Consider the following 12,459-nt stretch of genomic DNA (forward strand, 5'->3'; position numbering starts at 1 on the left):
TTCATTGGGGACGGCTCAGCTGCAAGCGGCGAACCTTGACCAGACCGGGCGCCAGATTCTCGCTGGCCAGCTCGATCACCTGTACCTGCACGCCATGGCGATCCGCCAGGGTCGCCAGCCAGATCAGCAGATCATCGAACGCCACCGTGTCGATCCACACCTGCAGCTCCTGGCCCTGGGGCTGCAGCCGGGCAATCTTGATCTTCTGGTTGAAGGCGGTGCGGTTGACCACCCCTTCCAGGGTGCCACTGGTATCGAGCTGGCGGCCCTGGCCACCCTGCAGCGCCAGCACCTCTTCACCCTTCTCTTTCAGCCAGGCGAGAGTCTGCTGCTGGCTCAATACCTGCCGCTCGCGCTCGTCGATGCGGTTGCCGATGGGCTGCCAGATGACCCAGTAGCAGAAGCCGATCAACAGTACGCTGCCACCCACCGCCACCAGCCGCTGCTCGCGGGCGCTGATGCTCCGCCACCAGCCTTGTAGTTTGTCCATCATGATGATTTACCCTTCAGCACCAGTGCCCCTTCGACCTTGCCTTCGGTGCTGCGCACCTCTCCCTGCTGCACCTCGAAGCGCTTGCCGGCCAGCTCGCGAAAACGCTCGATCTCGGCAAAACCGGGGGCCGTCACCTGCAGCCTGAGCTCGCCGCGAGCCGCGTCAAAACGCAGCACCTCGGGCTTGAGGCCGGGCACTTCGGCAAAGGTGGGGGCCAGCTCGGTCAGCACCATCAACACCCCGTCCTGGGGCGTCTGCCCCAGCTGCTGGAGGTGCTGGGTCATCTGGCTGCGCACGTTGACGATGCGGCTCTCCCCCGGGAAGATCCGGGTGTAGACCTGCCGGATCTCCGCCTTGAGCGCCTTGTCCTGCTCCGCCAACTGATAGAGCTGCACGCCACGCTGGGCGAACGCCACCACCAGCAGCGCCCCGGCCACCACCGCCACCTTGCGCCACTGCTGCCAGTAGCGGGAGTATTCGGTCTGCGGTCGGTAGGGGCCCTGCAGCAGGTTGGCCTGACTGGCGAGTGCGCCCCGGGCCAGCAGCAGCATGGGCAGCTCGGGATCGGCCGCCTGCCAGCTGGCCGCCGCAATGGCCGGCGGCGGGGTATGGCTGTGAATGGTCACCGGCGCCGGCTCCGCCGCCAGCAGCATGGCCAGCAGCGGCTCGTCGGCGACGATGCCCTGACAGGGCCCCTGGCGCAGCAGCCACTCCTTGCCCAGTTGCAGCGCCGACCAGCCCTCGCTCGCCTGCGGCAGCGCCAGCACGTCCGGCAGCAGCTGCCGGCTCTTGAGACCGGCCTGCTCCAGCCAGCCGAGCCAGGTCTGCATCTTCTCCTTGTCGACCGCCATCAGGTCCACCTCGTGACCCTGATGACCCAGCACCACCAGGTGCAGCTCATCCACGTCGGAGGCGATTTGCTCCTCCAGCAGATAGGGCAAGGCGGCCGCACTCTGGCGGCTGTATTTGCCCGGCAGGCTCACCCGCCGGAAGATAAGATCGCTGCCGGGCACCAGCACCACCGCCGGGCGGCCACCGGCCCGCTCCTGCAGCTCGCCAAGGGCATGGGCCGAGGCCAGGGTACCGGAGGCGATCACCTCCTCCTCCCCGCCCGACCACACCAGCCACTCGACCGGCTGCTGCGCATTGGTCCCCAGACGGATGACCAGACTCTCGCTCACTAATGTCTCTCCTGCCATGCTCGCTCACATCCCTCGGGATGGGCGGGCGCGCAGCCATGGGCTGCAGTCCAATCGGGGGATGGCGCGGGCCGGCCAACGACCGTCACCCGCCTCCCTTGTTATTCGGCGCCGCCGTTCAGACGGCGCAGCATCACCAGCTTGTTGTCCTTGCCGCGCACGAAGACGCTCTCCAGCCTGGCCCGGGTGTCACCCACCTCGGCAAGCAGCCTGGCTTCGAAATAGCTGCTCTTGACGTCCAGCGCCGCATCCAGTCCCTGGATGTTGCCCACCTGCACCGGCATCTGGTCCGTCATCTCCTTCTTGTTCTTCCACCCCTTCTGGGGGCGGCTGGTCAGCACCCGCTTGGCATCGTCCAGCCCCACCTTGTCCAGATAGAGCGCCACCAGCAGGGCCGACTGCTCCGGCCGGATGGTGTTGACGTTCACCACCATCTTGTCGTTGGGCAGGGCGCACACATAGGGCGCCAGCCGGGCATAAAGTTTGGCGCTCACCCCGCGCACCGCCCGCAGCTCGTCGGTGCCGAGCATCCACTGGTTGGCGGTCAGATAAGGGGGGGTAAGCCCTTCGTAATAGGCATCCTCGGCGCCGTAGCTCGACACCAGCACGGTATCCTTGTCGGTCCAGTCGCGGATGGCATCGGTCAACTGCACCGCCTCGTAATCTTCCACCTCGAGCTGCTTGAGCAGCGCCTTGAACACCTTGACCGGATAGGGCTGCTTCTCCAGATCGTCGCCGCTGATCCCGTCCTTCAACGGCACGCTCAGGCTGTTGAGGTTGAAGCAGGATTGCAGGTCCCGCACCCGGCCGGTGAGCTTGCCGTCATCCACCGGGAAGACCGCATCCTGGCGCGCCCAGTTCTGCCCCAGGCTGACCACGTTGGGGTCGTCCTTGAAATCCTGGGCCAGCACCTTGCTCACCAGCGCCTCCGCCGACATGGCATACCACCAGGCCTGCTTGCCGGCGGTGAGGTTGGCGGTGCGGCGCAGCTCCAGCTGCAGGCGACCGCTCATGTTGCTGGCGATGATCACCATCACCGACAGGATGAGCAGCACCACCAGCAGAGCCATGCCCCCCTGGCGGCCCGGTGTGGTGCGGGATCGGCCCCGGCCGCGCTTAATTGCCATTGTCCGCTCGCTGGCCGCCGGCACCGATCAGGAACTGGCGGCGTCGAATAGTGCCGTCATCTTCCATGACGGACAGGGGAAACTGACGCTCAGTTACCATTATCTGCCCTCTGACCACCGGCACCGATCAGGAACTGGCGGCGAATGGTTCCATAGTCTTCAAGATCCAGCTCTACCGCCAGCCCGTAGGGCAGCACGTTGCGCTGGGTCCACTCCTCTTTCCAGTTGCCCTTGTCGTAGAAGTAGAGTCGCAGCGCCGTCACCCGATCCAGCATCGGCTGGATGCGCGGCTCGGTGCCGATCACCGGATCCGGGTAGAGGTAGCTCAGCCGCTCCAGCTTGTGATCCTTGAGCCGCCAGCCGACCCGCTGCAGGCCGGAGCGCGGCAGCATGCCATCGGGGTTGAGCCAGCCGCCGCGCATGAAGGCCATGCCCCAGTCGTCGCTCTGCTGGCCGAAGCGGGAGGCCGCCAGCAGCACCTTGTTGCTCTCGCCGTCGATGCGGCCGCTGCGCGGTACCATCTGGGTGGCGTCCCGCTCCAGCACGGAGAAGGCCAGCTGCAGCTCGGAAAGACGCGCCTCCTTGCGCTTGGCCACCTCGTCGCTGGTGAGCACTCCTTGCAGCACCTGATAGGCACCCAGGCTCAGGCCGGCGAAGATGGCGATGGCCACCAGCATCTCCAGCAGGGTAAACCCCGCCTGACGCCGGCTAATGGATAGACGTTGGTGAATGTTCATCGGCTGATGCCGGCTCCGGATCATGGAGACACCTTGATGCAGGTTCATCGGCTGATATAGGTCCGGATCATGGCCACCGGGCTGTCGGCCTTGGGTGCGGTACGCACTTCCATGTCCAGCGCCTTGAAGTTGCTGTCGGCGGTGGCGACGCCGCGATAGCGCCAGTACCAGGTCTGGCCCGCCATCTGCTCGTCCCCCTCCACCCAGCTGTCACCGGGCCACTTGGCTTCGAGCTTCTGCTGCACCAGCTGGTTCTCCACCACCCAGGTCGCCAGGGTCTTCTGTTCCAGATAGTTGAGGCCGGAGAGGTGCTCGCTGGCGGTCTTCATCACCGCCAGCCCGGCGATGGCGAACACCGCCAACGCCACCATGACTTCCAGCAGGGTCATGCCGCGGGCGTTCATTCCTCTTCCTCCTCGTCCTGCAGCAGGCGCAGGCGACCGAACTCGTCCGCCTTGACGGTGCGCACATAGCGCTGATCGTCGTCCTGCTGGGTCAGGGTCAGCACGAAGGGGGTCAGCTCGCCACCGGGAAAGATGAACACCTGAGGCGTGCGCTCCTTCTCGTCGCGCCCCTTCTCGTACTTTTCGTCGGAGTCGGTCCGCCAGCTGAAGCCCTCGAGCTCGATGGCCAGCTGCATGTTGTCGGGCAGCTCGACCCGATCCAGCAGCTTGTCGCCGCTCATCACCTGCCACTTGCGATCCTTGGCCGCGCGCTGCATGAACTGCCAGCCGTTGTCCTCGACACGCAGGCCCACCAGCCGGCCATCCATCACCGAGTACTCCTGCGCCTGCTGCAGCACGGCCATGAAGCGGCGCGCCTGCTTGTCGAGCTCCCGATCCCCCCTGGCGCCGCCCATGCTGAGGGTGACGGCAGTGGCAACCAGACCCATCAGCATGGCCACCAGCAACACTTCCAGCAGGGTAAAACCGGCCTGGCGACGGGCAGAAGAGGCCACCTTCATTCAGGCAGCCCCGGGATGACTCGGTGAGCGCGACGCGGCGAGATCACTTATTGGAAATCCTTCAGGTTCCAGTTGCCGATGTCGTCATCGGTACCGGCTTCGCCATCCAGCCCCATGGAGAAGATGTCGATCTTGCCGAACTGACCCGGGCTCAGCATCTGGTACGGGTTGCCCCAGGGATCCTGCGGCAGGCGCTTGATGTAGCCCCCTTCCCGGTAGCTGCGCGGCTCAGGGGCGGCGGTCGGCTTGTTGACCAGTGCGTCCAGCCCCTGCTCGGTGGTCGGGTAGCGGTTGTTGTCCAGCTTGTACATGTCGAGGGCGTTTTCCAGCGCCACTATGTCGGAGACGGCCTTCTGCTGATCCGCCTTCTCCTTGTTGCCCATCAGGTTGGGCACCACCAGGCTGGCCAGGATCCCCAGGATCACGATGACCACCATCACTTCCAGCAGGGTAAAACCCGATTGACGACGCTTTTGCATGACTTACTCCCTCACGAAATGAGATGGCATGAACCATCAACGATTAACTGTTAAACCACGATCGTTCGATGACGCCTGTCGGCTAATCGAACCTACGGAGTTGATTGGACTGGTAGGTTCGAATAGCGAAGCATATTCGAACGTCCGAACCTTACAAATTCACCATATTGTTGAGCTCCAGGATCGGCTGCAGGATCGACATCACGATAAACAGCACCACCCCGGCCATGGAGACCACCAGCATGGGTTCGAACACCCCGAGGGCGATGTTCACCTGGGTTTCGAACTCCCGATCCTGGTTGTCCGCCGCCCGCTCCAGCATGTTGTCGAGCTCGCCGCTCTGCTCGCCGGAGGCGATCATGTGCAGCATCATGGGCGGGAAAATGTTGGTTTCCGCCAGCGACTTGCGCAGGCTGGTCCCCTCCCGCACCCGCTCGGTGGCCTCACCGATACGCATGCGGGCAAAGTCGTTGGAGAGCACTTCGCCGGAGATCTTCATCCCCTCCAGCAGCGGCACGGCGCTGGCGTTGAGGATGCTTAAGGTGCGGGCGAAACGGGCAGTGTTGAGACCGCGGCTGACCCGACCGATCACCGGCAGGCGCAGGATCACCTGGTGCCAGTGACGGCGACGCTTGTCGTCGGTCAGCCACCAGCGCCAGACAAAGCCGCCCACCAGCAGCAGCAACAGGAACCAGAGGCCGTAGTGCTGCATCAGCTCGCTGGTACCGATGAGGAAGCGGGTGGTGGCCGGCAGTTGCTGGCCCATGTGCTCGAACTGGGCCACCACCTTGGGCACCACGGCGGTGAGCAGGATGGAGATGACGCCGATGGCGACGCAGGTGAGGACGATGGGGTAGATCATCGCCTGCAGCAGCTTGGTGCGCATGTGCTGACGCTGCTCGGTATAGTCGGCGAGGCGGTTGAGCACCTTCTCCAGGTGACCGGACTTCTCGCCGGCCGCCACCATGGAGCGGAACAGCTGATCGAACACATGGGGGAAAGCCCCCAGCGAATCGGCCAGCGAATAGCCCTCCACCACCTTGCTGCGCACCGTGGCCACCATGCTGCGCAGGTGGGCCTTCTCGCACTGCTCGGCGACGGCCTTGAGCGCCTCTTCGATGGTGAGGCCGGCACCCACCAGGGTCGCCAGCTGGCGGGTGATCATCGCCAGCTCAGCGGTGCTGGCACCACGGCGGAACAACACGAAGCGGTTCGCCTCGCGCTTGGCCTTCTCGGTGGTCTCGTTCACCTCGAGCGGGGTCAGCCCCTGCTCGCGCAACAGCTGGCGTACCTGACGGGCGGAATCCCCTTCCAGTACGCCGCTCTTGTTGCGTCCCTTGCCATCGAGGGCCTTGTATTCGAATGCCGCCATCTCAGTCTTCCCGGGTCACGCGCAGCACCTCTTCGAGGCTGGTCTGCCCCTTGAGCACCTTGTCGATGCCGTCGCGGCGGATGCTGGGGGTATGGCCCCGGATCAGTCGCTCGATGGCCAGCTCGCCGCTGGCGCTGTGGATCGCCTCGCGTACCGCCTCGTCCACCACCACCAGCTCGTGGATGCCGGTCCGGCCGCGATAGCCGGTGTGGTTGCACTGCTCGCAGCCCACCGGCCGCCACACCTGCTGATCCGGCGCCAGTTCAATGCCCATGGCAATGCGCTCCTGCTCGGTGATGGGGCGCGGCGCGCGGCAATCCGGGCAGAGGGTGCGCACCAGCCGCTGGGCCAGTACCGCCAGCAAGGATGAGGAAAGCAGGAAGGGCTCGATGCCCATGTCCCGCATCCGGGTGATGGCGCCGATGGCGGTGTTGGTGTGCAGGGTCGACATCACCAGGTGACCGGTCAGCGACGCCTGCACCGCGATCTGGGCGGTCTCGAGGTCACGGATCTCCCCCACCATCACCACGTCCGGGTCTTGGCGCAGAATGGCGCGCAGGCCGCGGGCGAAGGTCATGTCCACCTTGCTGTTGACCTGGGTCTGGCCTACCCCTTCGAGGTCATATTCGATGGGGTCTTCGACGGTCAGGATGTTGCGATCCCGCGAGTTGATCTCGGAGAGGGCCGCGTAGAGGGTGGTCGACTTGCCCGAACCGGTCGGGCCCGTCACCAGAATGATGCCGTGGGGCTTGCGAATGAGTTCGCTGATGATGTTGCGGTTGGCCAGCGTCATGCCGAGCTGCTTGAGCTCGAGCCGCACGTTGTTCTTGTCGAGCAGACGCAGCACCACCCGCTCACCGTAGCTGGACGGCATGGTGGAGACCCGCACGTCCACCGCCCGGCCGCCGATACGCAACGAGATGCGACCATCCTGCGGCACCCGCTTCTCGGCGATGTCCATGCGCGACATCACCTTGATGCGCGACACCAGCAGGGAGGCGAGCTTGCGATGGGGGCGCAGGATCTCCCGCAGCACCCCATCGATGCGAAACCGGATCACCAGGGCCCGCTCGAAGGTCTCGATGTGGATGTCGGACGCCTCTTCTTTTATCGCCTCACTCAACATGGCGTTGATGAGGCGAATGATGGGGGCATCGTCGTCGGCGTCCAGCAGGTCTTCACTCTGGGGCAACTCTTCGGCCAGCGCGAAGAAGTCCATCTCGTTGCCGAGGTCCTCCATCAGCTGGCGCGCCTCGGAGGAGTCGCGCTGGTAGTGGGCCATCAGCAGCTCTTCGAAGGCCTCGCCGTCCATCTGCTCCACCGTGAAGGCGCAGCCCGCCACTCGCCGCACTTCCAGTAGGGTTTGCGGCGTCACGCCCTGGCGGCAGAGCAGCACCGGGGCCCCCTGCCGCTCGGTCAGGATCACGCCGAAGTTGCGGGCGAAGGCAAACGGCAGCTCGGGTAGGGCTGCCGGCATGTCGACGCCATCCAGCTGGTATGCTGCCATTACTTGTTACCCACGAATGGCTGCACCGAGTCGATTGTCGTCTGCTGGTGCTGCTTCATCTGTTCAATCTGCTTTTGTGCCTCGGGCGATGTTGTCACACCCTGGCTGTACTCGGGCAGCACCTGGCGCTTGGGCGAGGTGAGGTAGCCCTCCTGCGCCGCCGCCTCCTGCTGCTCGGAGCGGAACTCGGTGTACTTGTTGCTGGAAACACCTGTGTAGATGTTGGCATCCCGCAAAATGGTGGGCCGGATAAAGACCATCAGGTTGCGCTTGGAGGTGCTGTTATTGGTCGAACGGAACAGATAGCCCAGCACCGGGATATCGCCGAGCAGCGGCACCTTGGAGACGGTTTCGCTGGTTTTCTCATCCATCAAGCCGCCCAGCACTACTGTCTCGCCGCTCTTCACCAGCACCGCATTCTTGATGGTGCGGGTATCGAAGGTCGGGCCAAGTGTTGCCGTTCCCTCGGCAGGTTTGTTCGCTACGCTGGAGACCTCCTGCTCGATATTGAGCAGCACGGAATCCCCCTCGTTGATCTGCGGCGTCACCACCAGCTTAGTGCCCACCGTCTTGCGCTCTATGGTGTTGAACACCTGATCGCTGGTGGTGGAGCTCTGGGAGCCGCTCTGCACCGGCACTTCCTGGCCGACGTTGAAGGAGGCTTCCTTGTTGTCCATGGTGACGATACTCGGGGTGGAGAGAATATCGCTCTTGGAGTTGGTCGACAGGGCCGTCACCAGCGCGGCCCAGTTGCCGTGATAGAAACCGGCCGCCATACCGTTGAACTCTTTGGCCAGCGAGGCCAGGCCGGTGGTGGTCCCGTTATCCTTGTAATCCTTGGCGGCAATGGCCACCGAACCTATCGGCAAACCGGTATTGGTGAACTGGGTGCCGCCGCCATTGGTGTTGGCCCACTGCACCCCGAGGTTGAGGCCGTCGCCATCGGCGATCTCGACGATGATCGCCTCCACCAGCACCTGGGCACGGCGGATGTCGAGCTTGGCCACCACCTGCTCCAGCTCGGACATCACGTCCGGCTGGGCGGTGATCACCAGCGCATTGGTGGTCTCGTCGGCGGAGATGGCCAGCTTGCCGCCGCCGATGCTGGCACCGCCACCGCCTGTGGTGGTAGCCGCGCCGCCCTTCTTGTCCGCTTCGATGCTGGAGCTGACGCCCTTGAGCACCTCCACCAGATCCTTGGCCTTGCCGTATTTCAGATAGAAAACCCGGGTGTTGCCCTGACTCTGCAGGTCACGGTCGAGCTGGTGCACCATCTGGATGATGCGGGCGCGCGCCTTGGGCTCGCCGCTCACCACCACGGAGTTGGTGCGCTCGTCGGCCACCACCTTGGGGGCCAGCAGCAGGGAGGTATTGGCCCCCTGGTTGTTGCCGTCCTTGTTGAGGTTGGTCACCAGCCGCACCATTTCACCGGCGGAGGCGTACTTCAGCTTGACGATGTCCACTTCCTGGTCGCCCGCCTTGTCGACCCGGCGTACCACTTCCACCAGCCGGTTGACCACGGCGGCGCGGCCGGTGATCAGCAGCACGTTGGAGGGATCGTAGTGGACCACGTTGCCGCCGCCGGCGTTGTCGTTGAGCTGGCGCAGCAGCGGCGCCAGCTCGCGCACCGAGACGTTGCGCACCGGCACGACCCGGGTCACCATCTCGTCGCCGCTGCCGGGGTTGCTCTCGTCCACCACCGGGATGGCGGAGGTCTTGGCATCCTTGGAGCGCACTACCTTGAGCACGCCGTTGTCCATCGGGACCACGGCGAAGCCATAGACGTCGAGCACGCTCAGGAAGAACTGGTAGTACTGGTCTTCGTTGAGCAGGTCATAGCTGCGGACGTTGATCTTGCCCCGTACCGACGGCTCTATGATGATGGTCTTGTTCAGGTTCTTGCCGACCGTGTTGATGAACTCTTCGATGTCGGCATTCTTGAAGCTGGCGGAGTATTCGGTGGCCCAGGCTGAGCCTGCCATCATCAACGCCGCGGCCACGGTGGCCAGACGCCAGCCCTTCCCTTTATTTGTCATTCTTGGTGCTACTCCAATTCATTATTCTGACAAGCCGACATAAACGTCGTAGAGCTGTCCTTGCCGCTCGACGGTGACGGTCATTTCCGTTGCGCCAGCCACCTGCTGCATCGCCTGCATGGCCTGAGCGTTATCCCGCAGATCCAGCCCGTTGATGCTGACCGCCATGTCGTTGGCGACCAGCCCGAGTTGATTGAACAGTTCCGGATTGCGACCCGGATTGAGACGATAGCCGACCATGCGACCATCGACCCGGACCGGTGAAATATTGAGGTAATCGGTGATCTTGCCGGGGTTGCCCATCAGTTCGTTGCGCACCGAGGAGAGCTTGTCGTCCTGCTTGCCCTGCTGGGGCAGCGGCTTGCCGTACTCCTCGCCGTCCAGCATCAGGGTCTCGTCGCGCCCGTCCCGCTCGATGATGACACGGTCGGCAAATACCTGGCGGATCTTGGCCTGGGTGCCGTCGATGAGGTCACCGATGCCATAGGAGTTCTGCAGCCCGTTGTGGGCAATGATGGCGATGGACTTGGCGGGATCCGAGCTCGCCAGCACGCCGTTGAGCTGGGCGTTGAGCTGGGTCTTGGGAGCATCGGCTGCGACAACATCGGCCGCCTGGGCCTGCTGCTTGGCCTTGCCGAACAGCGCCAGCCGGCTGACGCCGCTCAGATCGAGCCGGTTTGAACCCTGGCCCTGACTGGCTACCACCGACGGCTGCCAGGGCTGACTGACGGGGCGGCTGCCGAGATCCAGCAGACGCCAGGTGAGACCAGCACACTGGTGGGCCAGCAACAGCAGCAGAAGCCAGAACAGAGGCTGGCTGAAACGGGAGAGTGGCACGGTTTTACAACGGGCCAGAAGGGAGCTCAACAAGTCATCCCTGAACGGTAGCGTCATGTTTATCAATATTTTCTGGCATCCAAATCGGTTGGCTATTGTGTACGGCAATGGACCCAGAGACAACCGACCGGATGGGAGTAAGCTGCGAAAATTGACATTCCGTCACACCCTTGGGCCCCCTGTTTCTATCCCGGGGCCTGCCTCTGGTATAATCAGGCACCCCTTTCAGCCATTCCGGAGTCGATTCATGCCGAACCCCGCAGAAATCCCAACCCAGGTCCGTCTCGACAAGTGGTTGTGGGCGGCACGTTTTTACAAGACCCGCAGCCTGGCCCGCGACCAGATTGAAGGGGGCAAGGTGCACTACAACGGCCAGCGCAGCAAACCGGGCAAGCATGTCGAGGTTGGCGCCCTCATTCGTTTCTGGCAGGGCCAGGACGAGCGGGAAGTGCGGGTGGTCGAGGTGAGCGAGCAGCGCAAATCCGCCCCGCTGGCCCAGCAGCTCTATGAAGAGACCGAGGCCAGCCTGAAACGACGGGCGGAAAACAGCGAGGCACGCCGCTTCAACAGCCAGTTTGCCCCGAGCCCCGAGCGTCGTCCCGACAAGCAGGAGCGGCGCCAGCTGATCAAGGTCAAGCAATATTGACCCGCCAAGATGGCCCTTTTATGACGACAGATGGCGGAATAAGTTCCTAACCACCTGTTTATTAATGTTTTTATCTATTTACCCCACCGAAGAACCCAGGAATGCATGATGAGTAACCAAGATCTCCTGTATCGCTATCTGTTCGAAGAGTACGAAGTCCGGGGCGAGCTGGTCCAGCTGGACCACACCTACCGCCACGTGGTGGAGGCTCAGAACTACCCGGTACAGGTGCAAAAACTGCTGGGTGAACTGCTGGTCGCCACCAGCCTGCTGACCGCCACCCTCAAGTTCGAAGGCTCCATCACGGTACAGCTGCAGGGCAACGGCCCGGTACGGCTGGCCGTCATCAACGGCGACAACAACCAGCAGCTGCGCGGCGTGGCCCGCTACGAGGGTGAACTGCCGAGCGACGGCAAGCTGCAGAGCCTGATCGGGGAAGGCCAGCTGGTCATCACCATCACCCCGGAGCAGGGTGAACGCTATCAGGGCATCATAGCGCTGGACGCCGACACCCTAGCCGGCTGCCTGGAGCAGTACTTTACCCAGTCCGAACAGCTGGCGACCAAGCTCTGGATCCGCACCGGCTACCACGAAGGCGCGCCGCGCGCTGCCGGCATCCTGCTACAGGAGCTGCCCGCCCAGAGCGAGGATCACGGCGACGACTTCGAGCACCTGACCCAGCTCACCAGCACCATCAAGGATGAAGAGCTGTTCGGCCTGGAAGCGGAAGAGATCCTCTACCGTCTCTACCACCAGGACAAGGTGCGGGTGTTCGATCCGCAGGCGGTCGAGTTCCGCTGCACCTGCTCCCGCGAGCGTTGCGAAGGGGCCCTGTTGCAGATCGAGAAGGAAGAGGTAATGGAGATGGTGCAGGAGCTCGGCAAGATCGGCATGCACTGTGATTATTGTGGCGCCCAGTACGAATTTGACAGGATCGATGTCGAAACCCTGTTCAGCGGGGCTCCCGGTAATGATGCAAACAAGTTACACTAATTGAAGGCGGGCAAAACCCGCCTTTAACTTAAATAACAAAAAAATACCCTATTTTATAAAGTTTGATGG

The 12,459-nt window shown here is 63.4% G+C and carries 13 protein-coding genes; 2 read left to right on the forward strand and 11 right to left on the reverse strand.

Going from position 1 to position 12,459, the window contains the following annotated elements; all coding sequences use genetic code 11:
• Position 1 precedes the first annotated feature (1 nt).
• The 11 genes from exeM to exeC all read right to left on the reverse strand — a co-directional run bounded on the left by exeM (position 2) and on the right by exeC (position 10,784).
• Entirely contained in the window at positions 2-493 is a 492-nt protein-coding gene (gene exeM / locus I6L38_RS16430; RefSeq protein WP_005308496.1) for a GspM family type II secretion system protein ExeM, read from the reverse strand.
• Complete coding sequence (gene exeL / locus I6L38_RS16435; protein WP_005308494.1) at positions 490-1,674, reverse strand: GspL family type II secretion system protein ExeL; 1,185 nt, start codon at positions 1,672-1,674, stop codon at positions 490-492. The genes exeM and exeL overlap by 4 nt, the downstream gene beginning before the upstream one ends.
• Positions 1,675-1,793: 119 nt before the next feature.
• The gene (gene exeK, locus I6L38_RS16440; RefSeq protein ID WP_216988740.1) at positions 1,794-2,819 is read right to left on the reverse strand and encodes a GspK family T2SS minor pseudopilin variant ExeK; all 1,026 of its coding nucleotides are present in this window, start codon (positions 2,817-2,819) and stop codon (positions 1,794-1,796) included.
• Between the two features lie 89 nt (positions 2,820-2,908).
• Positions 2,909-3,556, reverse strand: a complete 648-nt coding sequence (gene exeJ, locus I6L38_RS16445) for a GspJ family T2SS minor pseudopilin variant ExeJ (protein WP_216989599.1) — start codon at positions 3,554-3,556, stop codon at positions 2,909-2,911.
• Positions 3,557-3,600: 44 nt separating this feature from the next.
• A complete protein-coding gene (exeI, locus tag I6L38_RS16450; protein WP_005308487.1) occupies positions 3,601-3,960 on the reverse strand; it encodes a GspI family T2SS minor pseudopilin variant ExeI in 360 nt (119 codons plus the stop codon).
• The gene (gene exeH / locus I6L38_RS16455; RefSeq protein ID WP_017765227.1) at positions 3,957-4,520 is read right to left on the reverse strand and encodes a GspH family T2SS minor pseudopilin variant ExeH; all 564 of its coding nucleotides are present in this window, start codon (positions 4,518-4,520) and stop codon (positions 3,957-3,959) included. Before exeH ends, exeI begins: the two co-directional genes overlap by 4 nt.
• 47 nt (positions 4,521-4,567) lie before the next feature.
• Positions 4,568-4,999 carry a GspG family T2SS major pseudopilin variant ExeG gene (gene exeG / locus I6L38_RS16460; protein ID WP_005308483.1) on the reverse strand — a complete coding sequence of 144 codons (432 nt, stop codon included), beginning with the start codon at positions 4,997-4,999 and terminating at the stop codon, positions 4,568-4,570.
• 151 nt (positions 5,000-5,150) lie between these two features.
• Positions 5,151-6,371 (reverse strand): GspF family T2SS innner membrane protein variant ExeF, encoded by a 1,221-nt coding sequence (gene exeF / locus I6L38_RS16465; RefSeq protein ID WP_216988741.1) that lies wholly within the window; start codon positions 6,369-6,371, stop codon positions 5,151-5,153.
• Between the two features lies 1 nt (position 6,372).
• Positions 6,373-7,878, reverse strand: coding sequence for a GspE family T2SS ATPase variant ExeE (gene exeE, locus I6L38_RS16470; protein WP_017787449.1), 1,506 nt, complete (start codon positions 7,876-7,878; stop codon positions 6,373-6,375).
• Complete coding sequence (gene exeD / locus I6L38_RS16475; RefSeq protein ID WP_216988742.1) at positions 7,878-9,914, reverse strand: GspD family T2SS secretin variant ExeD; 2,037 nt, start codon at positions 9,912-9,914, stop codon at positions 7,878-7,880. The genes exeE and exeD overlap by 1 nt, the downstream gene beginning before the upstream one ends.
• A gap of 21 nt (positions 9,915-9,935) precedes the next feature.
• On the reverse strand, positions 9,936-10,784 hold the full coding sequence (exeC, locus tag I6L38_RS16480) for a GspC family type II secretion system variant ExeC (RefSeq protein WP_005308474.1): 849 nt from the start codon (positions 10,782-10,784) through the stop codon (positions 9,936-9,938).
• A gap of 214 nt (positions 10,785-10,998) precedes the next feature.
• Here exeC and hslR point away from each other — a divergent pair, with 214 nt between their 5' ends.
• Both hslR and hslO read left to right on the forward strand, forming a co-directional pair.
• Positions 10,999-11,397, forward strand: coding sequence for a ribosome-associated heat shock protein Hsp15 (gene hslR / locus I6L38_RS16485; protein ID WP_017783591.1), 399 nt, complete (start codon positions 10,999-11,001; stop codon positions 11,395-11,397).
• 108 nt (positions 11,398-11,505) lie between these two features.
• Positions 11,506-12,390: an Hsp33 family molecular chaperone HslO gene (gene hslO, locus I6L38_RS16490; RefSeq protein WP_206219370.1), complete on the forward strand. Its 885-nt coding sequence runs from the start codon at positions 11,506-11,508 to the stop codon at positions 12,388-12,390.
• Positions 12,391-12,459 lie beyond the last annotated feature (69 nt).

The sequence above is a fragment of the Aeromonas sp. FDAARGOS 1408 genome (assembly GCF_019048665.1).
GTDB lineage: Bacteria > Pseudomonadota > Gammaproteobacteria > Enterobacterales > Aeromonadaceae > Aeromonas > Aeromonas dhakensis.